The 23479-nt window shown below is 70.4% G+C and carries 17 protein-coding genes and 2 pseudogenes; 3 read left to right on the forward strand and 16 right to left on the reverse strand.

The annotated features are described in order from the left end of the window. Nucleotides 1-241: 241 nt before the first annotated feature. From KIF24_RS26350 to KIF24_RS26370, 5 genes and pseudogenes are all read right to left on the reverse strand, one after another. Nucleotides 242-835, reverse strand: a complete 594-nt coding sequence (locus KIF24_RS26350; RefSeq protein WP_092380608.1) for a GTP-binding protein — start codon at nt 833-835, stop codon at nt 242-244. 1 nt (nt 836) lies between these two features. Continuing rightward, complete coding sequence (locus KIF24_RS26355; protein WP_092380833.1) at nt 837-1214, reverse strand: DUF742 domain-containing protein; 378 nt, start codon at nt 1212-1214, stop codon at nt 837-839. A gap of 102 nt (nt 1215-1316) precedes the next feature. Further along, the gene (locus KIF24_RS26360; protein ID WP_204956386.1) at nt 1317-1721 is read right to left on the reverse strand and encodes a roadblock/LC7 domain-containing protein; all 405 of its coding nucleotides are present in this window, start codon (nt 1719-1721) and stop codon (nt 1317-1319) included. Next, nucleotides 1718-5166: pseudogene (locus KIF24_RS26365) on the reverse strand (nitrate- and nitrite sensing domain-containing protein). The gene KIF24_RS26360 and the pseudogene KIF24_RS26365 overlap by 4 nt, the downstream one beginning before the upstream one ends. Nucleotides 5167-5745: 579 nt before the next feature. Further along, nucleotides 5746-6828, reverse strand: coding sequence for an adenosine deaminase (locus tag KIF24_RS26370; protein ID WP_221086332.1), 1083 nt, complete (start codon nt 6826-6828; stop codon nt 5746-5748). Between the two features lie 86 nt (nt 6829-6914). Here KIF24_RS26370 and KIF24_RS26375 point away from each other — a divergent pair, with 86 nt between their 5' ends. After that, nucleotides 6915-7910 (forward strand): putative RNA methyltransferase, encoded by a 996-nt coding sequence (locus tag KIF24_RS26375; protein WP_221087555.1) that lies wholly within the window; start codon nt 6915-6917, stop codon nt 7908-7910. Here KIF24_RS26375 and KIF24_RS26380 read toward each other — a convergent pair. From KIF24_RS26380 to KIF24_RS26430, 11 genes are all read right to left on the reverse strand, one after another. Further along, nucleotides 7907-8587 (reverse strand): DUF4272 domain-containing protein, encoded by a 681-nt coding sequence (locus tag KIF24_RS26380; protein ID WP_221086333.1) that lies wholly within the window; start codon nt 8585-8587, stop codon nt 7907-7909. The genes KIF24_RS26375 and KIF24_RS26380 overlap by 4 nt on opposite strands. A gap of 108 nt (nt 8588-8695) precedes the next feature. Next, nucleotides 8696-9976, reverse strand: coding sequence for a thymidine phosphorylase (locus tag KIF24_RS26385; RefSeq protein ID WP_221086334.1), 1281 nt, complete (start codon nt 9974-9976; stop codon nt 8696-8698). A 135-nt stretch (nt 9977-10111) separates the two neighbouring features. Beyond that, nucleotides 10112-10816 (reverse strand): cytidine deaminase, encoded by a 705-nt coding sequence (locus tag KIF24_RS26390; protein WP_221086335.1) that lies wholly within the window; start codon nt 10814-10816, stop codon nt 10112-10114. Between the two features lie 15 nt (nt 10817-10831). After that, nucleotides 10832-12112 (reverse strand): ABC transporter permease, encoded by a 1281-nt coding sequence (locus KIF24_RS26395; RefSeq protein ID WP_221086336.1) that lies wholly within the window; start codon nt 12110-12112, stop codon nt 10832-10834. A 3-nt stretch (nt 12113-12115) separates the two neighbouring features. After that, a complete protein-coding gene (locus tag KIF24_RS26400; RefSeq protein WP_221086337.1) occupies nt 12116-13447 on the reverse strand; it encodes an ABC transporter permease in 1332 nt (443 codons plus the stop codon). Next, nucleotides 13444-15033, reverse strand: coding sequence for an ABC transporter ATP-binding protein (locus KIF24_RS26405; protein WP_221087557.1), 1590 nt, complete (start codon nt 15031-15033; stop codon nt 13444-13446). The genes KIF24_RS26400 and KIF24_RS26405 overlap by 4 nt, the downstream gene beginning before the upstream one ends. A gap of 161 nt (nt 15034-15194) precedes the next feature. Continuing rightward, nucleotides 15195-16259 (reverse strand): BMP family lipoprotein, encoded by a 1065-nt coding sequence (locus KIF24_RS26410; protein WP_221087556.1) that lies wholly within the window; start codon nt 16257-16259, stop codon nt 15195-15197. 276 nt (nt 16260-16535) lie between these two features. Next, nucleotides 16536-16877, reverse strand: a complete 342-nt coding sequence (locus KIF24_RS26415; protein ID WP_221086338.1) for a hypothetical protein — start codon at nt 16875-16877, stop codon at nt 16536-16538. A 49-nt stretch (nt 16878-16926) separates the two neighbouring features. Next, nucleotides 16927-17775 (reverse strand): sugar ABC transporter permease, encoded by an 849-nt coding sequence (locus KIF24_RS26420; protein WP_221086339.1) that lies wholly within the window; start codon nt 17773-17775, stop codon nt 16927-16929. Next, nucleotides 17775-18791 (reverse strand): carbohydrate ABC transporter permease, encoded by a 1017-nt coding sequence (locus tag KIF24_RS26425; RefSeq protein WP_221086340.1) that lies wholly within the window; start codon nt 18789-18791, stop codon nt 17775-17777. The genes KIF24_RS26420 and KIF24_RS26425 overlap by 1 nt, the downstream gene beginning before the upstream one ends. 106 nt (nt 18792-18897) lie before the next feature. After that, nucleotides 18898-20199 carry an extracellular solute-binding protein gene (locus tag KIF24_RS26430; RefSeq protein ID WP_221086341.1) on the reverse strand — a complete coding sequence of 434 codons (1302 nt, stop codon included), beginning with the start codon at nt 20197-20199 and terminating at the stop codon, nt 18898-18900. A 318-nt stretch (nt 20200-20517) separates the two neighbouring features. On the opposite strand from KIF24_RS26430, the pseudogene KIF24_RS26435 reads away from it, so the two are divergent. Next, nucleotides 20518-21456 (forward strand): annotated as a pseudogene (locus KIF24_RS26435) (LacI family DNA-binding transcriptional regulator); the annotation flags it as partial. A 297-nt stretch (nt 21457-21753) separates the two neighbouring features. Further along, nucleotides 21754-23385: a glycoside hydrolase family 13 protein gene (locus KIF24_RS26440; RefSeq protein ID WP_221086342.1), complete on the forward strand. Its 1632-nt coding sequence runs from the start codon at nt 21754-21756 to the stop codon at nt 23383-23385. The last annotated feature ends 94 nt before the right edge of the window (nt 23386-23479 follow it).

Genomic DNA, 23479 nt, shown 5'->3' on the forward strand with positions numbered 1-23479 from the left:
CGGCAGCCGCCGAACCGGCCGTCGCGGCCCCCGGCCACCCGACGCGCCTACCGCGACCTCGTCGCGGCGAACCTCCGCCGGGCGCCTACTCGGTCCAGTTGACGGCGGCGCGCCCGCACCGCCGCAGCCCGTCCGCGCCGCGAACCCGTCCACTCGGCGGGTCGCAGCGATCGAACTCGTGCGGGCAGCAACCAGCGCCCGGTGTCGACGGAGGCCGTCACCGGGCGCTGGAACGCGATCGTCAGGCCGGGGCGACGGCGCGCGTGCGACGCATGGTCAGCACGTACTCGACCAGCGAGATCAGCACGTGCTTCGTCGACTCCCGGTTACGGGCGTCACAGGCCACCACCGGCACGTGCGAGGAGATCGCGAGAGCGTCGCGAACGTCCTGCGGGTCGTGGTACTGCATCCCGTCGAAGCAGTTGATGGCCACCAGGTACGGCAGCCGCCGGTGCTCGAAGAAATCGATCGCCGCGAAGCAGTCGGCCAACCGGCGGGTGTCCACCAGCACGACCGCGCCGATCGCGCCCCGGACCAGTTCATCCCACATGAACCAGAAGCGGGTCTGACCCGGCGTACCGAAGAGGTACAGGATCAGATCACGATCGATCGAGATACGACCGAAGTCCATGGCCACCGTGGTCGTCGTCTTACCCGGCACCTGCCGGGTGTCATCGACGCCGACCCCGGCGGAAGTCATGATCGCCTCGGTGGTCAGCGGCGTGATCTCCGAGACCGAGCCGACCAGCGTCGTTTTACCGACGCCGAATCCACCGGCGATAACAATCTTCGCCGACGTCACGCGCCCGCTCGGGGTCGGCGGGCGGTGCGACATGTCAGAGCCTGCGAAGTCCACTCAGCACCCTCTCCAGCAATTCAGTGCCCACCGCGTCGTCCGAGTCGTCCAGGATGGTCGGCTCGTGGACCGCGACCAGGCCGTCCGTCGCCATGTCGGCGATGAGCACCCGGGCCACGCCGAGCGGAAGCTGCATTCTCGCCGCGATCTCGGCGAGCGACTGCACGCGTCCGTCACACAGCGCGGCAATGTACTGGTGCTCACGGCCTTGGCCACCATTGCCAGTGGCAGCGGCCCGACCGCGCACCGTCGTCTCGACAAGCGCCTCCAGGGCGATGTCGAGGCGGGGACGGGTACGACCACGGGTTACGGCGTATGGACGAACCAACGCGCCGGTCGGCTCGTCACGATCGGTCATCTCGCCGCTCACCTCCCTCGTACCCGGCACCGGCTCGCACCGGTGCTACCCGTCGTATGCAGTGTTGTTGTCGCCCCGCCTGCCTACCGGCCGGCGCGACGATCAGCCCATCATCCCGACAGCCGTGCGCGTCTGCGGAGTCAGGGCGTCGCCCACCCGGTCGACGAGCAGGGCCATTTCGTAGCCGACCTGTCCCACGTCGCAACTACGCGCGGCGAGCACCGCGAACGACGAGCCGTCGGATATCGACATCAGGAACAGGAAGCCGTTGTCCATCTCGACCACGGTCTGTAGCACCGCGCCTCCCTCGAAGCAGCGGGCCGCGCCCTGGGTCAGGCTGACCAGGCCGGAGGCGATCGCCGCCAACTGGTCTGCCCGGTCCCGTGGAAGGTCTCGTGACGACGCCAGGAGCAGGCCGTCCGCGGAGACGGCAACCGCATGTGCGACACCGGGCACCCGATCGGCGAAGTTGGCCAGCAGCCAACCGAGATCCTGCGTAGTAGTCATCCTTCTTGCTCCTTCTGCCTGCTCCCGGCCACCGGGCCTGAGCCAGACTGCGAGGATTGCTGCCCGTCCGAAGTTTCCTCCGAGCCGGTCGGGTTGCTGTCCGAGGGGTGGCTACGTCCCCGCTGGACACCGCGGTGGTAGGCGGAGAGCAGACCGCGCACCGACTCCGGGTTGCGGCGCTGCACCGAGGTGGTCGGCTTCTCCACCGCACCCGGTACGAGCTGTGCCATCGGCGTGCGCTTCGGCAGCCCGGTCTGGGTGGTGCCGCTGGGCGGCGCCTGACTGGCGGCGGAAGCCGCCCGCCAACCGTCGTCGGCGGCGGTCTGCCAGACACTGTCCTGCGACGCCGTACGGTGCGACGGCCTGCTCTCGGCAGCCCCGGGACGGGGTCCACCGCTCGCCGCCGCGCCCTTCCCGCCGGGCGCTCCTGCGGCCGTCGGAGTCTCTGCCATCGGTGCGTTACCTGTCGTCCCGGTTGGGGTCTGCTGAACGGTTCGACCCGCGACGTCGACCGCCGAGAACTGCTGGGTCGCCGCGCCGGCCGTCGCCGGCTGCCGGGCTCCCGCCGACTCTTCCGGACCCGGACGGCGGGTCCGGAACCAGGCCGACTCCAGCTCCCGGAAGATCGGCAGCTCCATCGTCTCGTCCGCGTACCGTTGCCGGTTCTGGGACTGCGGCGCGGGCGTGGTCGGCTGGTTCTGCGCCGGGGCGGGCCTCCCGACCGGAGCCGACGCCGGGCGCTGCACCCGGGGCAGCTCGGTGGTCATGTCCAGCGCGGCGGCCAGCCGCTCGGGCACGGGCGGGGCGGCAGGCTCCCCGGCCACCGGCGGCCAGGCCGGCGGCGCCGGAGTTCCACCGGCGTGGGGCGTCGCCGAGGCGGGCCGCTGCGGCAGCAGACCGCCGGGCGGCGTCGATACCGGCGACGCCGAAACCGGGGCGGACGACACCGGCGGGGCGGAGTACGGCATGCCCGACACCGGCGGCGACGAGACCGGCGGCACCGGAGGAGCCGACACCGCGGGCGGGGCGTACGGCCCGGCCTCGGGGCTGCTCGACAGCTGGCGCGGGATGGTCGGCTGCTGGCCGGGGGCCGGGTCGTCGGTGGAGCGGCGCTGCGGCAGCGGATCGACCGAGTGGCCGTTCGACGAGCGCCGGGCGAAGTTGTCGCCGCCGCTGGTGCCGCTGGCGCCGGTCAGGTCCGACCAGGCGGGCAGGTTGCCCGCACCCGCCGTGGTGACCGGCGTGCCGGAGCCGTTTCGGCTGGCCGGGTCGAAGGGCCGACCGCCCAGGGTCACCTGGTTGCCCGAGCCACCGGGCGGACGCGTGGCCGGCACGGACGCACCGTTGCCGAGCGCGGGCGGCGCACCGAACGCCGAGGTCGGCCCGGTCGAGGGCCGGCCGAGGCGGGTAGCGCGGCGGGCTGCTGGCCCCGACCGGACAGTGCCCGGGGCACCAGCACCGTCGAGGGCAGCGTGACCTCGGCGACGGTGCCCCGGTCACTGCCGGGACGCAGCTCGACCTTCACGGTGTGCCGGGCCGCCAGACGGGCGACCACAACCAGACCCATCATCCGGGAAACCGCTACGTCCACCTGCGGTGGCGTGGCCAGCCGCTCGTTGAGGTCGGCCAACTGCTCACCGCTGATGCCGATGCCGCGGTCCTCCACGTACAGCGAGGCGCGGTCGCCGACCCGCCGGGCCTCCACCAACACCTGCGAGTCCGGTGGGGAGAACGCGGTGGCGTTGTCGAACAGCTCGGCGACGAGGTGGACCAGGTCGTTGACGGCGTGCGAAGCCACCTCGATGTCCCGGTCGATCACCCCGAACTCGATCCGGGTGTAGTGCTCGACCTCGGACTGGCCGGCCCGCAGCACGTCGATCAGGGCGGCCGGTTCCCGCTGCACCCGCGTCGAGTCGGCGCCAGCGAGGACGAGCAGGTTCTCGTCGTTGCGGCGCATCCGGGTGGCGAGGTGGTCCAGCTGGAACAGCTCCGCCAGGCGGTCCGGGTCCTCCTCGCCGCGCTCCAGCCGGTCGAGGTGGCCGATCAGCCGGTCGACCAGGATCTGGGACCGGCGGGCCAGGTTGACGAACATGGTCGCGACGGACGCCCGCAGCGCGGCCTGCTCGGCGGCGGTGCGGACCGCCTCCAGGTGGACCGCGTTGAACGCCTCGGTCACCTGCCCGAACTCGTCCTTGCTGCGCACCGGCAGTGGCTCGGCGATCTGGTTGGCCAGTTGCACCGGGGAGAGCTGCCCGGTGACCTGCGGGTCGCGCAGCCGGGCCACCGCCTGGGGCAGGCCGTACTGGGCGATGGAGAGCGCACCCTGGCGAAGCTCACGCAGCGAGCGGGCCATCGAGCGGGCCACCAGGTACGCCAGGAAGATGGCCAGCAACAGCATCGTGAGTAGCAGGCCGGTCTCCAGGAACACCTGACGCTGCACGTCGGAGCGGAGTTCACCGGCCTGTGCCACCACGTCGCTGTCGAACTTCGACTCGACCGAGCGGATCAGCTTGCCGTTGGCGACCAGCGCGGCGTCCCACTGCTCGGGCGTGAAGGAGATGCCGGCCAGGTCCCGGGAGGTGTCGGCGTTGACCTGGCTGATGTAGATCGTGGCCTGCCGGCGGTCGCCGCCGCCGATGGTCTGGGCGTGGAACTCCGCCTGCGCCTCGGTGGCGACCGCGTTGAAGCTCTGCTGCGCCTGCTGCTGGCCGGTCTCGCTGGAGATGTAGTCCGTCCGCAGGGTCGAACTCATGCCGTCCAGGATCAGGGCCCGGTGCACGACCACCCGGCGGACGGAGAGCCACTCCTTCTCACGGGCCACCGCGGCGGCGGCCCGCATCCGGTCGCTCAGCTCGTTGTCACCGGCCAGCTGGCTGGCCGAGTCCCGGACGGTGAGCAGCTGGTTGATCAACTCGTCGTAGGACTGTAGCGCGTCGGTGATCTTGAACTTGCCGTTGAGCACCTGGCTGCGGGTGCCGGGTAGGTCACCGAGGCCCTCGTCGATCTGGAGGAGCAGGCCCTGCAGGTTCTCGGGCAGGTCGGTGAGATCGGACCGCTGCTGCGAGTAGGGGCCCTTGACCTCGTCCACCCGGGACGCGACGTCGCTGTAGACGGCGGTGTTCTTCTTCTTCGCCTCCGACTCGCCCTGACCCGACTGCGGTGGCGGCACGCCGAGCAGCAGCACGGCGGCCGTCCGCTCGTCCTGTAGGCCGTCCACCAGCTCACCGGAATAGCCGATCAGCTCGGCGAGGTCGCCGGTCCGATTGGCGTCGTTCAAGGCATCCAGGTGGTCGACCAGACCACTGGTGCCCACGACGACCGTGGCGATGGTCGGCACGATCATGATGAGACCGAGCTTGGACCAGATCGGCATGTCGCGGAGCCGACCTGCCGGCCGGCGCAGACGCGACAGGAAGGAACCTGCCGTCTTCGGCCGTTTGCTCACGTCACCGCCCTCGTGATTGCAGCATCCGCGTTGCCCCCGGACAACGCCCAGCAGCCGACCCGGCGGGTCGGACCATCCGAGATTCCATCACGCCGCCCGGGAAAGAGAAAGCCCAGGTTGGCGCCAGCCGGAGGTGTGATGAGATGTTGATGCAATTTGATCGCGGTCCGTCTGTCCGGAGTTACCGAAGGTAATGGGAATCCCGCGCCGAGGCGTCCTGTTTGCCGGCCCTTTGGGCTCCGGAAAGCCGTACATAGCACGACAGATTGGCCTGCCTGTGCTCTGTTTGGACGACTTTTACGAGAATGGCGATGACCCAACGTCACCGCGACGGGACGGTCAGATCGATTGGGAGTCGCCCGGTTCGTGGGACGCCGTAGCCGGCGTCGAAGTCATCGACCAACTGGCTCGCCGTGGCCGGGCGGACGTACCGGTCCATCCGATCGATGAGGATCGCCGGGTAGCCGTTCGGCGCTTCTCGTTGGCCAGTACGCCACTTTTCGTAGCCGAAGGGATCTTCGCTGCGGAGATCGTCCGCGAGTGCCGGCGACGCGGTCTGCTCGCCGGGGCCGGCGCCGCTCAGACCAACAACTTCGCGTACGCCGGCTTGATCACCTCGTCGATGATCCGCAGCCGCTGGTCGAACGGGATGAAGGCGCTCTTCATCGCGTTGATCGTGAGCCACTGTAGTTCCCGCCAGCCGTAGCCGAACGCGTCCACCAGCAGGGCCATCTCCCGGGACATCGAGGTGCCGCTCATCAACCGGTTGTCGGTGTTGACCGTGACGCGGAACCGCAGGTCCCGCAGGAGACCGATGGGGTGCTCGGCGATCGACGCGGCGGCACCGGTCTGCACGTTGGACGACGGGCACAGCTCCAGCGGGATCCGCTTGTCCCGCACGTACGCGGCCAGTCGGCCGAGCCTCGGCTCGGGGCCGGGCGTGATGTCGTCGACGATGCGCACGCCGTGGCCGAGACGATCGGCTCCGCACCACTGGATCGCCTGCCAGATGGAGGGCAGCCCGAAGGCCTCCCCGGCATGGATGGTGAAGTGGAAGTTCTCCCGCTGGAGATACTCGAAGGCGTCCAGGTGACGGGTGGGCGGGAAGCCCGCCTCCGCACCGGCGATGTCGAAACCCACCACGCCGTGGTCGCGGTGCCGCACGGCAAGCTCGGCGATCTCCTGCGATCGGGCCGCGTGCCGCATCGCGGTGAGCAGCGTGCCCACCCGGATCGGCGTACCGGCCTCGGCGGCGAGCGCACTGCCCTCGACGAAGCCGGCCAGCACCGCCTCCACCACCTCGTCGAGGGTCAGGTCCTTTTCCAGGTGCTGCTCCGGGGCGAACCGCACCTCGGCGTAGACCACGCCGTCGGCGGCCAGGTCGAGGGCGCACTCGCGGGCCACCCGGCGCAACGCGGCGGCGGTCTGCATCACGGCGACCGTGTGCGCGAACGTCTCCAGGTAACGCTCCAACGAACCCGAGTCGGCCGCCGCCGCGAACCACCGGCCCAACTCGGCCGCATCGGTGGTGGGCAGTTCATGACCGACCTCGGCGGCCAGGTCGACGATCGTCCCGGGGCGCAGGCCGCCGTCCAGGTGATCGTGCAGCAGCGCCTTCGGTGCCCGGACGATGTCCTCGTAGCGGATGTTCGTACTGAGCATGCTCCGACCCTAGTCCGCGCCGGTCGGTGACCTGCCGTGGACCCGCTCGCCCGTAGACTCGCAGCCGTGAGGGAACGGCAGCCGTGATGGACCCCTGCGTCGTCGCCCGGCTGCGCTGCCCGGTCTGCCGCGACCCGCTGGCCGAGGTCATCACCGGTGACTCCCGGGCGTTGCGGTGCCCCCGCCGGCACAGCTTCGACATCGCCCGGCAGGGCTACGTCAACCTGCTCACCGGCCGCGCCCCGCACAGCGGCGACACCGCCGAGATGGTCGCCGCCCGGGCGGACTTCCTGGCTGCCGGTCACTACGACGTCATCTCCGCCGCCCTCGCGGACGCCGTCCGCCACCCGACTGTCCTGCCCGCCCTCTGCTCTGCTTCGACATCCGCAACGGAAACCGGCCGAAGATGTTGCGCCGAGGCAAACAGCGCAACGGCGACGCAGCCGAACACGCCCGGCGCCCAGCCGGCCGGACGGGCGGACCCGCTGGTGGTGGAGGCGGGCGCGGGCACCGGACGGCACCTCACGGCGGTGCTGGCGGCCGTGCCCGCAGCCGTCGGTCTCGCGCTGGACATCTCCAAACCCGCGCTACGTCGGGCCGCCCGCGCCCACCCGCGGGTCACCGCCGCGGTGGCCGACACCTGGCAGCGACTACCGCTGGCGGATGGCGCGGCGGCGGTGTTGCTGAACGTCTTCGCGCCCCGTAACGGCGCCGAGTTCCGCCGGGTGCTCGACCCGCACGGGCGGCTGCTGGTGGTGACCCCGGCCGCCGACCACCTCGCCGAACTGGTCGACGCGCTCGGCCTGCTGCGGGTCGACCCGGCCAAGGAGGAACGGGTCGCGGCCAGCCTCGACGGGCGCTTCACCGAGGAGGTGTCCGCCGTGCACCGGCGGGAGCTGACGTTGACCGGCCCGGAGGTGAGCACCCTGGTCGGCATGGGGCCGAGCGCCTGGCACACCGATCGAGCGGGGCTGGCTGCCCGGATCGCCACCCTGGGCGCGCCGGTCCGGGTGACCGTGGCGGTCCGGCTCGGGATATATCGCCACGCCGGCGACAGCCATCGTTCAACACCAGTCACCTAGGTGGAGAGGTCGACCTCTTCCCAGCCCGGCGGCTCGTCATGGTACGGCCCGCGCAGGATCACCGCCCACTCCAGCGCCCACCGCCGCTGCCCGATCGCGTTGCCGTCCACCATGCCCGGCAACGACCGACCGGCCCGACTCACCTCCAGATACGCCCAGTCCAGGCAGTAGTGCAGGTCGAGCAGGGCCGCCGCGTCCGCCGGGTGCTGCGGCGCGGCCAGGATCCGGGAACGCCACTGCCGGAAGGTCTCCCCCTCCGCGATGGTCGGCAGCCGCTCCACCAGCCGGTCGTCGGCCGGCATGGTCGGGTCGAGTTGCTTGGTCAGGCCGAGCACCCAGGCCAACGAGAACAGCGCGTCGTGATGCAGCACGAAGGAGCGGTGATCGCCCTTGGCGCCGGTGACGAACTGGAACTCCGGTGGGGTGACCATCTCCACCAGATGCGAGGCGAGCAGCCAGCTCATCGCGGCCTGGGGCGGCATGCCGAAACAGCGGGCCAGGATCAGGTGCAGCACCGCGATGCGCGCCTCGATCTCCACCGTCGGCCGCAGCTCGATCTCGTCGCCTGGCTCCCAGACCAGCGGGAACTGCGGCGGCGGCAGCGGCAGCCGCAGTCGGGACAGCTCGTCCAGGCTCGCCTCACGCACCTCGCGGGGGTCCGGGGCAGGCACGATCACGGCAACATCCCTTGTCTGCTCACGACGTCTTGGCGCCGACTGTCCCCCCTGGCCTGCGAGAATAGCGGCCCCGCCGGTCCGGCACCATGGGGTCGGGCCAGGGTTTCGTCACTCGACGCGTTCGATCACCAGCGGCGTCGGGGCCGGCGGCCGGCCGGCGACGGTGACCGCCCGGGCGGCCTCCGCCAGCGCTGGCGGGATCCGCTCCGCCTGCTCGGCCCGCAACTCGTAGAGGGGCTCTCCGGCCCGCACCAGGTCACCGGGACGCTTGTGCAGCAGCACCCCCGCCGGCACGCTGACCGGGTCCTCCTTGCGGGCCCGGCCCGCACCGAGCCGCCAGCCGGCCACCCCCATGGCGTACGCGTCGACCGCCGCGACGTAACCATCCGAGTCGGCGCGCACCACCTCGACCTCGGCCGCCTCGGGCATCGGCGCGTCCGGGTCACCGCCCTGGGCCCGGATCATCGACCGCCAGACGTCCATCGCCCGCCCGTCGCGCAGCGCGGCGGCGGGGTCGGCGTCGGGCAGGCCGGCCGCGTCGAGCATCTCCCGGGCCAACGCCAGGGTCAGCTCCACCACGTCGGCGGGACCGCCCCCGGCGAGCACCTCCACGGACTCGGTGACCTCGATCCCGTTGCCGATGGCCCGCCCGAGCGGCGTGGCCATGTCGGTGAGCAGCGCGACGGTCCGCACGCCGTGCGCCCCGCCCAGCTCCACCATCGTCCGGGCCAGGGCCCGGGCGTCGTCGACCGACTTCATGAACGCACCGGAGCCGACCTTCACGTCCAGCACCAGGGCGCCGGTCCCCTCGGCGATCTTCTTGCTCATGATGGAACTGGCGATCAGCGGGATCGCCTCGACGGTGCCGGTGACGTCGCGCAGCGCGTACAGCTTGCGGTCGGCCGGAGCCAGCCCGGATCCGGCGGCGCAGATCACCGCGCCGATGTCGCGCAGTTGGGCGGTGAACTCCTCGTTGCTCAGCGCGGCCCGCCAGCCCGGGATCGACTCCAGCTTGTCCAGCGTGCCCCCGGTGTGCCCGAGCCCGCGCCCGGACAGCTGCGGCACCGCCGCGCCACAGGCCGCCACCAGCGGGGTGAGCGGAAGGGTGATCTTGTCTCCGACCCCGCCGGTCGAGTGCTTGTCGACGGTCGGCCGGGCCACCGACGACAGGTCGAGCCGCTCACCGCTGGCGATCATCGCGGCCGTCCAGCGGGCGATCTCCGGACCGGTCATCCCGTTCAGCAGGATCGCCATGGCCAGTGCCGACATCTGCTCGTCGGCCACCACTCCACGGGTGTACGCGTCCACCACCCAGTCGATCTGCCCGTCCGACAACACCCCCCCGTCCCGCTTGACCCGAATAACATCAACCGCCGCAAAACCACTCATCAGATAGATCTTTTCTCGTCGTTTGGCGATACCGGCCCGCGCACCGTGCCCACCGAGGGGATGGGCCGACCGTGCCCGGCGGAGGGATCAAGCCTGACCGCCCGGAGCCGGGTACGGTCGGTCCATCCCCCAAGCTCAGCCACCCCAGCGCACCGGGATCTCCGACGGCGGCTCGCCCTCACCCGCCCAGAAGATCGTGCCGGACGCGTCGACCACCACCACCCGGGGCGTACGCGCCAGCCCCCAGGCGATCGCCTCGGCCGGGTCGTCCCAGCTCGGCCCCTCCTCCAGCACCCCGGTCTCGGCGCCCGCGTCGTCTCCGGCCGAGCGCTCCCAGTAGGCCGTCCAGACCTGCTGTCCGGCCGACAGGTCGGGATGCACGAAGACGGTGCCCCGCCCGCGCCAGGCGGCCAGCCGGTCGGGAACCACCGGCACCGGCCGTTCGCCGGTGACCGCCTCGATGTCGGCCACGTCGAAGGCGTGCGGCAGCAGCTCCGCCATCCGCAACGGCCCGCCCTTCGCCTCGACCAGGCACTCCGGCCCGCCCTGCTCCCAGAGCAGCTGGCGGCAGCGCCCGCACGGCATCAGCGGCTCGCCGGTGGCGTCGACGCAGGACAACGCCACGATCCGACCGCCGCCGGTGGCGTGCAGCGAGGAGACCACCCCGCACTCGGCGCAGAGCACCACGCCGTACGCGGCGTTCTCCACGTTGCAGCCGACCACGACCCGGCCGTCGTCGACAAGTGCCGCCGCCCCCACCGGGAACTTCGAGTACGGCACGTACGCGTGCCGCATCACCTCGGTTGCGGCGGCCCGCAGCCGGTCCCAGTCGATCTCCATCGTCCGCTCCCTGGATCAGCCCTTGATGTACGGCTTGCCGTCGGCGGCCGGCGCCCGGACCCGGCCGACCAGCCCGGCCACGGCCAGGATCGTCGCCAGGTAGGGCAGCATGGCCAGGAACTGGCCGGGGATCACACTGTTGATCGCGCCCAGGTAGGTGGCCAACTGGTCGGCGAAGCCGAAGAAGAGTGCGGCGAGCAGCGCCCCGGTCGGGCTCCACCGGCCGAAGATCAGTGCGGCCAGGGCGATGAAGCCCTTGCCGCCGATCATGTTCTTGGTGAACGAGTAGAGCGCCAGCGTGTACGAGGCACCACCGATGCCGGCGACCGCACCCGCCAGCAGCACGTTGCGGTAGCGCAGCCCCAGCACCTTGACGCCCAGCGTGTCCGCCGCCGTCGGGTGCTCACCGACCGAGCGGGTCCGCAGGCCCCACCGGGTGCGGAACAGCGCGATGTGGATCACGAGCACCAGCAGCAGGGCCAGGTAGAGGAAGATGTTGCCCCGGAACAGCGCCGGTCCGAGCACCGGGATGTCCGACAACAGGGGGATCTCCCAGTTGCTGAAGCGCGGGGCGCTGTTGTAGCGGGCGGCGTCGGTCTGCATCAGCCGCTCGTAGAGGAAGCCGGTGATGCCGAGTGCCAGCAGGTTGAGCACGATGCCCATGACCACCTGGTCGACCAGGTAGCGGATGCTGAACACGGCCAGCAGCAGCGAGATGAACGAGCCGCCGAGCGCGGCGGCGACCAGACCGACCCAGACGCTGCCGGAGATGCTGCCGAAGAGCGCACCGCTGAAGGCGCCCATCAGCAACTGTCCCTCGATGGCGACGTTGACCACGCCGGATCGCTCGCAGAGCACGCCCGCCAGCGACCCGAAGATGAGCGGCAGGGCGAGCAGGAATGTGCCCCGCACGATGTTGACAAGCGGCATGAAATTCTGCCCGGTCGGCGCGGCGGAGACCTGCCAGCAGAGGAACGACAGCACGAAGGCGACCAGGCCGACGGCGAGCACCGGGACGAACCAGCGCTTCGGCACCGCGGCGAGCATCGCCGCCCCGGCGGCCAGGGTCACCAGGCCGAAGATGACCGCGCCGATGGTGCCGTGGATCTCCAGCGCGGCCCCGGCGGCGTCCTCGCTGAGCGTGAAGCGGGCCTGGTCGCCGGTGGCGAGCGCCCCGAACAGCACCGTGGCCAGCAGGCCGAGCGCCAGCAGCACCAGAGCCACCTTGCGGGTGCGGGTCCAGAAGCCCTCGTCGACCGGTGCGACCGCGACGTCGGGAACAGCCGTGGTGGACATGCCTCACCAGCCCTTCGCGAGGCTCGTCTGCAACCGGGCGGCCCGCGCGGCCCGGAGCTGGAAGATCGCCTTCACCAGGGCCGGCGCGGCGATGAAGATGACGATCAGCGCCTGGAGCACGGTGACCAGTTCCAGCGAGATCCCCGAGTACGACTGCATCCGGTTACCGCCGGCCTGCAACGCGCCGAAGAGCAGCGCGGCCAGCGCCACCCCCCAGGGTTTCACCCGGCCGAGCAGGGCGACGAGGATGCCGTCGAAGCCGATCTGGGCCACCACCAGCGGGGTCAGGGCGGCGGCGGTGGTGCCCAGCACCATCTGCGAGCCGCCGAGGCCGGCCAGCATCCCGGCGAAGACCATGACCAGGACGTACGTCCGGGTGACGCTGATGCCGGCCGTCCGAGCGGCGTCCGGGTTGGCGCCCACCGCGCGCAGCTCGAAGCCGAGCGTGGAACGGTTGAGCAGCCAGGCCACCGCCCAGGTGGCCAGCACGGCAAGGATGATGCCGGCGTGCGCCCGCAGCCCGTCGCCGAACAGTCGCGGCAGTTGGGCGGAGGCGTCCACCGGCCGGCTGATCGCGTCGGTACGGTCCGGATCCTGTACGCCGTTCTGCACGATCAGCCAGGTCAGGAAGTAGACCGCGACGTAGTTCAGCATGATCGTGTTGATCACCTCGTGCGCGCCGGTGCGCGCCTTGAGGATGCCCGGGACGAAGCCCCAGATGGCCCCGCCGAGCGCGCCGGCCAGCACCGCGACCAGCAGGTGCAACCCGGGCGGCAGCGGCAGCAGGAAGCCGGCCAGCGCGGCCAGGATGACACCCATCGTGGCCTGGCCCTGGGCGCCGATGTTGAACAGGCCGCCCCGGAAGGCCAGCGCCACCGACAGGCCGGTGAAGACCAGCGGCGCGGTGTAGGTGAGGGTCTCCGAGATCGGGCTCAGCGCCGCGTTGACGGTGGTCGCGGCGGGGTCGAAGACGGAACCCTTGAACAGGTTCGCGTACGCCTCGCTGACCAGCGTCCAGCTGGCGTCGATCGCGTCCGACGGGCGGGCCGTGATGTAGGAGTAGGTGGCCAGCACGTCCGGATCAGAGATGATCATCAGGATCGCGCCGACGATCATCGCCAGCACCAGTGACAGCAGGGTCACCGTGAACGTGTTGGCCGCCCAGAGGTTCTCCAGGAACAGCCGCCCCAGCGTCGGACGCTGCGCCGGCCCGTCCGGCGTGGTGGCCGACTCGGCCCGTTCGGTGTTGCCGAGCGCGGTCCGGCCGGCCTGCTCCTCGGTCGCCGGTTCCTTGTCCGGGGAACCCGGCAGATTCGGGTCGCTGCGCTCGCTCATGCCTTCTCGTCCTCGCTACCTGGACCCTCGGGGGCCGCAGCCACGCCGTCGGCGGTGATCCCCGCCATCAGCAGGCCGATCTGCTCGCGGGGTGTCTCCGGGCCGACGACGCCGATGATCCGCCCGCGGTACATCACCGCGATCCGGTCGGCCAGCCCGATCACCTCGTCGAGTTCGCTGGAGACCACCAGCACGGCGGTGCCGGCGTCGCGCTCGTGGACGACCCGGCTGTGGATGAACTCGATCGAGCCGACGTCCACGCCCCGGGTGGGTTGGGCGGCGATGAGAAGCTTCAGCGACCGGGACAGCTCCCGTGCCACGATCACCTTCTGCTGGTTGCCGCCGGAGAGGGTGCCGACCGGTGCCTGCGCCGACGACGTGCGCACGTCGAACTGCTCGATCCGCTCCTGCGCCGATCTGGCGATCTCGTCCGGCCGCAGCGACAGGCCCCGGCCGAACGGCGGCCGGTCGTACACGTCCAGCACCAGGTTCTCCGCGACGGTGAACTCCTTGACCAGGCCGTCGACGCTGCGGTCCTCCGGCACGTAGCCGACGCCGGCCCGGAGCACCTTCTTGGTCGACCAGCCGTCGACCCGCTGCCCGTCGAGGGTGACCGTGCCGGCGAGCACCGGGCGCAACCCCATGATCGCTTCGATCAGTTCGGTCTGGCCGTTGCCCTGCACGCCGGCCACGCCGAGCACCTCGCCCGCGCGTACGGTCAGGTCGACGCCGTTCACCGCGCGGACCTGCCGGTCGTCGTCGACGACCAGGCCGGAGACCTCCAGGACCGGCCCGCCCGGGGTGGCCGGAGCCTTGTCCACGGTCAGCCGGACGGTACGGCCGACCATCAGCGCGGCCAACTCGTCGCGGCTGGCCTCGGGCGACGCGGTGCCCACGGTCCGGCCGCGCCGGATCACGGTGATCCGGTCTGCGATCGCCTTGACCTCGCCAAGCTTGTGGGTGATGAAGACGATCGACTTGCCGGCGGCCTTGAGCGACCGCATCACGGTGAGCAGTTCCTCGGTCTCCTGCGGGGTGAGCACCGCCGTGGGCTCGTCCAGGATCAGCAGGTCGACGTCGCGGGTGAGCGCCTTGACGATCTCCACCCGCTGCTGGACGCCGACCGGCAGGTCCTCGATCACCGCGTCCGGGTCGACCCGCAGGTTGTAGCGCTGGGAGACCTCGGCGACCTCGCGTCGGGCCCGGCGCCGGTCCAGGAATCCGGCGATGCCGCCGCGCACCTGCTCGGCACCGAGCATGATGTTCTCGGTGACGGTGAAGACCGGCACGAGCATGAAGTGCTGGTGCACCATGCCGATGCCCGCCGCGATGGCGTCGGAGGGGCCACGCAGCTTCAGGGGTCTCCCGTCGACCAGGATCGCGCCCTCGTCGGGCTGGTAGAGCCCGTACAGCACGTTCATCAGGGTCGACTTGCCCGCGCCGTTCTCGCCGAGCAGGGCGTGGATCTCTCCAGGCTCCACCGTCAGGTCGATGTGATCGTTGGCGACCAGATCACCGAACCGCTTGGTGATGCCGCGCAGTTCGAGTCTCAGCGCAACCTCCTGGAGTGCGAAGCGATGGTGCAGCGTAGCTGCCGGCGAGCGGAACGCGGCCCCGGCCGGACCGGTGGCGCGGACCGGCCGCCGCGGCGCGGTGGGTCTCCCCGCGCCGAAGCGGCCGGATCATTCGTGGCATGACTCGCCCGCCGCCCCCGGTGATCGTCTCACCGGGGACGGCGGGCGACGGTTCACTTCGGCTGGGCGGCCGACTCGACCTTGACGGTGCCGGCGGCGATGTCTGCCTTCAGCTTGTCCACCTCGGCCTTCAGTTCGGCCGGAACCTTGCTGTCGAACTCGTGGTACGGGGCGATCGAGACGCCGTCGTTGGCCAGGGTGCCGACGAAGCCGGGGTCGGCCGCGAGCTGCTCGCCACCGGCGGCCTTGAGGACGGCCTCCTTGACCGCGCCCGGGATGTTCTTCACCACGGTCGTGATGATCGCCGGGCAGTTCGGGGTGCTCTCGCAGCCGTCGACGTCCACCCAGATGGTGTCGTACTTACCGCCGGAGGCCTGGGCCGCACCGGTGGTGCCGAGGCCGGCGCCACCGGCGACCGGCATGATGATGTCCGCGCCCTGGGCGACCAGCGCGTCGCTCACCTTCTTGCCCTCGTCCTGCTTGACGAAGTCGTTGGTGAAGGAGCCGTTCTGGGTCTCCTTGTTCCAACCGAGAACCTGGACGTCCTTGCCCTTGGCCTCGTTGTAGTAGGCGACACCGTCGGCGTAGCCGTCCATGAAGATGGTCACCGGCGGGATCTTCAGGCCGCCGTAGGTGCCCACCTTGCCGCTCTCGCTCATGCCGGCGGCGACGTAGCCGGCGAGGAAGGCGGCCTGGGCGGTGTCGAACTGCATCGGGTAGACGTTGGCCACGGCCGGGTCGGCGTCGACGATGCCGAACTGCTGGTCCGGGTTCGCCTCAGCGATCTTCTTGGTCGCGTCGCCCATCAGGCCGCCGACGGCCAGGATGAAGTCGCAGTCCTGGTTGACGTACTGGGTGAGGTTCGGCTCGTAGTCCGCCTCGGCCTTGGACGCGACGTACTTGATGTCGATGTTGCTGTTCTCCGCCTTGGCGTCCTCCAGGCCCTTCCAGGCCGAGGCGTTGAACGACTTGTCGTCGATGCCCCCGACGTCGGTGACCATGCAGGCGCTGTACTTCTCGCCGCCGGAACCGGCGTTGTTGTCCTCATCCGGAGCCTCGCCACAGGCGGCGGCGCTCAGCACGAGCCCACCCGCCGCAATGATCGAGGCGATCCGCATCCCACGCACCGAGCGCAAGACGTCTCCTTCCCATTGCACACCGCGGGGTACGCGGTGGCAGCCCTTGAGCCGGCCTGCGCTGCGCCGCCGGCGTCCCACGTTACGGGAGCAGAGCGTACGCCCCCGCCCACCTGCCGACCGACAATCGTGCTGGACTGTTGGAGGCCTGTTACCCGTACGTAATGCTTGGGTGGGGCGTACCACTCAGGATGCCGGCAGATGGGCGGCCGGGCGGGCGGAACGTCTTTTTTCAGCGGCTGCCGGGCGGTCCGACGATCACCGCCAGAAGACCGCCACGGCCGCGGTGACCAGGGTCAATCCCGCGATGGCGAGGAAGTGCCCCCGGTTGACGTCGGCCCGCTTGCGGGAGAAGAAGACCATGACGAAGATCAGCAGTGCGAGCACCAGCTTCGTCACAAGCTTCGCCGGTGCCGGCTCGTCGCCGTCGCGCAGCGGGGCGGCCAGGCCGATGCCGCTCAGCAGCTGGATCACCGAGCCCCAGAGCATGGCGGCGTTGATCCGGAGCTTGCCGGTGAGGTATTGGGCGATCGTGCCGCCGAGCAGCAGCGCGAACCCGATCAGGTGGACGTAGAGGAGGATGAGTCGAAGTGCTTCCACCCGACCCATCCTGCCCTATCAACGACGGTTTGTAGTAGAGGCACCGTGGTCAGCCCTTCGTGCCGCCCGCGGTCAGGCCGGAGACCAGGTGCTTCTGCGCGAAGAAGAAGACCAGGCCGGCCGGGACGGTGACCAGGACGGCCGCCGCCGTCAGGTACTCCCACTGCGGGTTGAACTGCGGCACGAACTGCTGGAGCCCGTAGGCGAGGGTGAACTTGTCGTCGGTCTGGATGAAGGCCGATGCGTACGCCACCTCCCCCCAGGCGGTGAGAAAGGTGTAGAAGGCGGTGACCGCCACGGCCGGACGGGCCAGCGGCAGCACCACCCGCCAGAAGGTGGCGAACGGACCGCATCCGTCCAGCGCCGCCGCCTCGTCCAGCGAGGTCGGGATGGAGTCGAAGTAGCCCTTCAACATCCAGGCGCAGAACGGCACCGCGATGGTCAGGTACGCGATGATCAGCGCGGGCATGGTGTTGATCAGCCCCAATCGGGCCATGATCGTGTAGATCGGCACGATCAGGATGGCCACCGGGAACATCTGGGTGACCAGGAAGACCATCATCAGCGGCCGGCGGCCGGGAAAGTTGAACCGGGACACCGCGTACCCGGTGGTGGCCGACAGGAAGATGCCGATGGTCATGGTGAAGGCCGCGACGATCACCGAGTTGAGGAACCACCTCGGGAAGTTCGTCTCGGTCAGCACGTAGCCGTAGTTGGCCAGGGTGGTGTCCCGGAACAGGGTCAGCTCGCTGCTCTGGATCGCGTACCCGGGCTTCAGCGACGACAGCAGCACCCAGACGATCGGGCCGATCGCGATCAGCGATGCCAGGATCAACGTGCCGTGCAGCAGGGCCGACCTCGCCGGACCACGGCGACTGCGACCGGGTGCCCGCGCCATCACCACACCTCGCCTTGCTTACGCAGGGCCCGTCGGTAGAACACCGAGAACACCAGCAGGATCGACAGGATCAGTACGCCGTACGTCGAGGCCAACGAGTAGTTGCGGATGCCCTCGAACGCCGCCCGGTAGGCGCCGGTCACCAGGATCTCGCTCTGCCCGGCCGGCTGTCCCTCGGTCACCAGGAAGATGATCGGGAACATGTTGAACGTCCAGATGGTGCCGAGCAGCACCACGGTCATGCTGACCGGACGCAGGCCGGGCAGGGTGATGTTCGTGAACCGCTGCCAGGCCGAGGCCCCGTCGATCTCGGCCGCCTCGTACAGCTCGGACGGGATGGTCTGCATGCCGCCGAGCAGCGCCACCATCATGAACGGCACACCGAGCCAGATGTTGGTGACGATGGCGGTGAGCAGCGAGGTCCACCGGTCGGCGAACCAGGAGACCGGATCGATGCCGACGGCGGAGAGCAGGGCGTTGGCCAGGCCGAAGCGCTCGTTGAAGATGAACTTCCAGGCGAACGCGCTGACGAAGGCGGGCACCGCCCAGGGCAGGATCAACAGCACGCGGTACAGGCCGCGCAGGCGCATCGGGCGGTTGAGCATGGTGGCCAGGCCGAGCCCCAGGCCGAAGTGGCAGGCCACGCAGACCAACGTCCAGATCAGCGTGGTGCCGGTCCACTGCCAGAACTCCCCGACCTCGCCGGTGAGCACCCGCACGTAGTTGTCGAGGCCGACGAACTCCCACTTGTTGGGGTTGTCGTTGCAGACCTCGCTGCCGGTGATCGACCTGATGCAGATCTCGGCGGCCTGGTTGGCCTCGGTGAGGTTGGTGAAGGAGAGCCAGATCCCGCGGAACAGCGGGTAGAAGATCAGAACTGCCAGGACGATCACGACGGGCAGCACCATCGCCCAGGCGTACCAGTGCTTCTCCCAGCTGCGACGCAGCCGGGACGGACGAGCGGATCGGCCGGGCGGCGTCGACGGCGGCGCCGGATCGGCTGTCACGGTGGTCATCAGCTGCGCTCCATGAGGGGAGATCCGGCAGGGCCCCGCGACCGGGGACGGTCACGCGACCCTGCCGGGTGCCGAGAGGTCACCGGCCGGTGAGCCGGCGGTGAGATCAGTTCTCGTAGGAGGGGACGACCTCGGCCTGGTACTTCTGTGCGACGGTGTCCAGCGCGGCCTGCGGGTCCTTGTCCTGGATCAGGATCTCGGTGGCCATCTGGTCGAGCGGGCCGAAGAACTGGCCGGCCTCGGGGATCCACGGGCGACCCACACCGGCCTCCACGACCGGCTGGAACGCGGCGACCACGGCGTTGTTCTTGACCGCGTCGAGGTCGTACGCCGAGGTGCGGGTGGGCAGCAGGCCGAGCTTCTCCGACAGGAATGCCTGCGATTCGGCGGAGCTCATGAACTTGACGAACGCGACAGCGGCGTCGACCTTCTCCTGCGGCATGCCGGACCAGATCACGTAGTTGTGGCCACCGACCGGGCCACCGGCCCGGGCCGAGCCGGCCGGCACCGGTGCGACGCCCAGGTTCTCCAGGCCACCGAAGCCTGGTGCCTGCTGGACGTTGTTGACCTCCCACGGACCGTTGATGATCATGGCGACCTTCTTCTCCTTGAAGAGGGTCATCATGGTGCCGTAGGAGTCGTTGGCGGAGGGCTTCACGGCCGCGCCGCTGTCGATCAGGTCCTTGGCGATCGCCAGCCCGGCCGCGTTCTGCGCCGAGTTGACCACGATCTTCTTGTCGGCGGTGTCGACCAGGTCACCGCCCTCGCCGTACATGAAGGGCAGCAGGAAGTAGCCGGCCGGGTTGAGGTAGACACCCTCGGCGTCGGTCTTCTCCTTGATGGTCTGCGAGACGGTCTTCAGCTCGGCCCAGGTCTTCGGAGCCGCACTGATGCCGGCCTGGCTCAGCAGTTCCTTGTTGTACATCAGCGCGAGGCTGTCGGTGACCTGCGGGACGCCGTAGGTCTTGCCGTCGTACTTGTTGGAGGCGAGCGGGGTCTCCAGGAAGTCGGCGGAGTCGGCGAGCAGCTCGGAGCCGTCGAGCGTGTAGAGGTAGCCCAGCGAGGCGAACTCGGGCACCCAGGCGACCTCGGCCCGCAGGATGTCCGGAGCGCCGGTCCCGGCCTGCGCGGCGGTCTTGAACTTGTTCTGCGCCTCACCGAACGGGACCGACTGATAGTTGATCTTCACGTTCGGGTACGTCTGGTTGAACTTCGCGATCAGCTCCTGGAACGCCGGACCCTCGTTCTTCGGGTCCGAGGTGTCCCACCAGGTCAGTTCTGCGGTGAGAGAGGCGGGGTCGACCGCGGGCTGCTGCTCGGCCGCCTCGTCGTCCCCGCCGCATGCGGCGACGGAGAGGGCGAGTGTGGCGGCGGCGAGTACGGCGGTCCCCCTGGCGGTGCGGCGCATGTTCGCTCCTAAGTTGCCTGCCGGGTAACGGCGGGACAGTAGCAAGAAGTTTCGTAACTCGAAACCCTTTGCGAATGCCCTTGCAACAACCGTGCCTCATCCGCAACTTCGATGATCGACAACTGTGTCCTTATGCGTACCTTGTCCCCGATGCGGGTGACCGAACTCCCATCTCCACCGCCCACCGGGCCACCCGTGGCCACGATGAAGCCCAGCCCAGGCGCGGTTTGGTGGGCACGCTCCCAACGTCCGCTGCTCGATTCTGCAACTTCTTGCTGACGAATGCGCAAAAACCCGGCGGTGAGCTACAGTGCCGCCATGCGCGCTCGCCTGTCCGACATCGCCCAGCAGGCCGACGTCAGCGAGGCCACCGTGTCGCGGGTGCTCAACGACCGCCCCGGCGTGGCACCCGAGACCCGGCAGGCCGTCCTGACCGCACTCGACGTGCTCGGCTACGAGCGCCCCGCCCGGCTGCGCAAGCGCAGCGCCGGGCTGGTCGGTCTCGTGGTGCCGGAACTGGACAACCCGATCTTCCCCGCCTTCGCCCAGATCATCGAGTCGGCCCTGGCCCCGACCGGGTTCACCCCGGTGCTGTGCACCCAGACCCCCGGCGGCGTCCGCGAGGACGAGTACGTCGAGATGCTGCTCGACCGGCAGGTCTCCGGGATCGTCTTCGTCTCCGGCCTGCACGCCGACACCGCCGCCGACCACGACCGGTACCGGACGCTGCTCGCCCGCCCGCTGCCGGTCGTCATGATCAACGGGTACGCGCCCGGCGTCTCGGCGCCCTTCGTCTCCTGCGACGACCGGGAGGCGGCGGAGCTGGCCGTGGCCCATCTGGTGGCCCTGGGTCACCGGCGGATCGGGTTGATCACCGGCCCGGACCGGTTCGTGCCGGTGCAGCGCAAGGTCGGTGGCTACAAGGCGGCGATGCGACGCCTCGCCGGGGTCGACGACGACGAGATGGCCGAGCTGACCGAACTCTCGCTGTTCGGCGTGGAGGGCGGGGAGGCGGCGGCCGGTCGACTGATCGAGCGTGGCGCCACCGGTGTCGTCTGCGGCTCCGATCTGATGGCACTCGGCGCGGTCCGGGCGGCCCGGCAGCGCGGCCTGTCCGTGCCGGAGGATCTCTCGGTGGTCGGCTACGACGACTCCCCGCTGATGGCCTTCACCGACCCACCGCTGACGACCATTCGCCAGCCGGTCGCCGCGATGGCGGTCGCCGCGGTCCGGGCCCTGGTCGACGAGATCAACGGCCATGGCGCCCCGCACTCCGAGTACCTCTTCCGGCCGGAACTGGTGGTACGCGGGTCGACCGCGGGGGCGCGCCAGGACGGCACGGCGGCCCAGGGGGTCCAGGGCGGCAGCGGCCGGCACCACCCGCGCTCCCGGTCCCGGCGTGACGGCGGCCTCACCCGGAGCCCTCGCCGACCGTTCTTGCGCAAGGAATGCTTGACTCTTGCAGCGGCGGGGCGGCATTCTTCTCAGACGCCCGCGCACCCACCTCGCCTACGCGGGCGCCGCCGTACCGCGCCACAGAACGGGGAAGACCCGATGACCGTCAGCACCCCCTCGTCGCTGACCTCCGACGTCGACTGGTGGCGATCAGCCGTCGTCTACCAGGTCTACGTCCGCAGCTTCGCCGACTCCGACGGCGACGGCATCGGTGACCTGCGGGGCATCCGCGAACGCCTGCCCTACCTGCGAGACCTGGGGGTGGACGCGCTCTGGCTGACCCCCTTCTACACCTCGCCGATGGTCGACGGCGGCTACGACGTCGCCGACTACCGGGACGTGGACCCGATGTTCGGCACCCTCGCCGACTTCGAAGCGATGATCACCGACGCCCACGCGCTCGGCCTGCGGATCATCGTCGACATCGTGCCGAACCACACCTCCGACCGGCACCCCTGGTTCGCCGCAGCGCTGGCCGCCGCCCCCGGCTCACCCGAGCGGGCGCGCTACCTCTTCGCCGACGGCCGGGGTGCGCACGGTGAGCAGCCCCCCAACGACTGGGAGAGCATCTTCGGCGGCCCGGCCTGGACCCGGGTTCCCGACGGCCAGTGGTACCTGCACCTGTTCGACCCGGCCCAGCCCGACCTGAACTGGCGCCACCGGGAGGTGCGCGCCGAGTTCGAGGACGTGCTGCGCTTCTGGCTGGACCGCGGCGTCGACGGTTTCCGGATCGACGTGGCCCACGGCATGATCAAGGCCGACGGGCTGCCGGATGTCGGCTTCAGCTCGATGACCAACGGCCGGCGCCAGTCCGAGCTGCTCGGCAAGGGCCGGCTGCCCTACTTCGACCAGGACGAGGTGCACGACATCTACCGCGCCTGGCGACCCATCCTGGACAGCTACCCCGGCGGTCGGATGGCGGTGGCCGAGGCGTGGGCCGAGACGCCGCAGCGGCTGGCCCGCTACATCGGGCCGGACGAGCTGCACCAGGCGTTCAGCTTCGACTTCCTCGACGCCACCTGGTCGGCGGATTCGTTCCGCAAGGTGATCGACACCGCGCTGGCCGAGTCGACGATCGTCGGCGCCCCGACCACCTGGGTGCTCTCCAACCACGACCGGCAACGGCACGTCACCCGCTACGGTGACGGCGAGGTCGGGCTGCGCCGGGCCCGCGCCGCCGCGCTGCTGATGCTTGCCCTGCCCGGCTGCGCCTACCTCTACCAGGGTGAGGAGCTGGGCCTGCCCGAGGTGCTCGACCTGCCCGACGAGTTGCGCCAGGACCCGGCCTTCCTGCGCACCGGCGAAAGCCGGGACGGTTGCCGGGTACCCGTCCCGTGGAGCGGCGAGCTGGCCCCGTACGGCTTCGGACCCGCCGGCAGCGAGCTGAGCTGGCTGCCCGCCCCGGCGACCTGGCGTGCCCTGTCGGTGGCCGCACAGACCGGCGTGCCCGGCTCCACCCTCGAGCTGTACCGTGCGGCGCTGCGGATCCGCCACACGCACCCGGCGCTGGCCGGCACCGGCGGCATCACCTGGTTGGAAACCGACCCCGGGGTGCTCGCCTTCCACCGCGAAGCCGGCGGCACCGTGCTGACCTGCGTGGTCAACACCGGCGACGCGCCGGTCCTGATCGACGGGTACGGCGCACCGATCGTCGCCAGCGAGACGCTCACCGGGCAGGACGGCGGACACCTGCTCCCGGTCGACGCGGCCGTCTGGTTCGAACGGCGCTGAACGGGTAAGCCCGTCATCGACCTGGCCGTCCGGCGTGCTCCGCGCCGCCGGGCGGCTGGGCTGGCAACCCCTTGTGGTGGGGGTGCGACGGTCA

It is taken from the genome of Micromonospora tarapacensis (assembly GCF_019697375.1).
In the GTDB taxonomy this organism is placed as follows: Bacteria; Actinomycetota; Actinomycetes; order Mycobacteriales; family Micromonosporaceae; genus Micromonospora; species Micromonospora tarapacensis.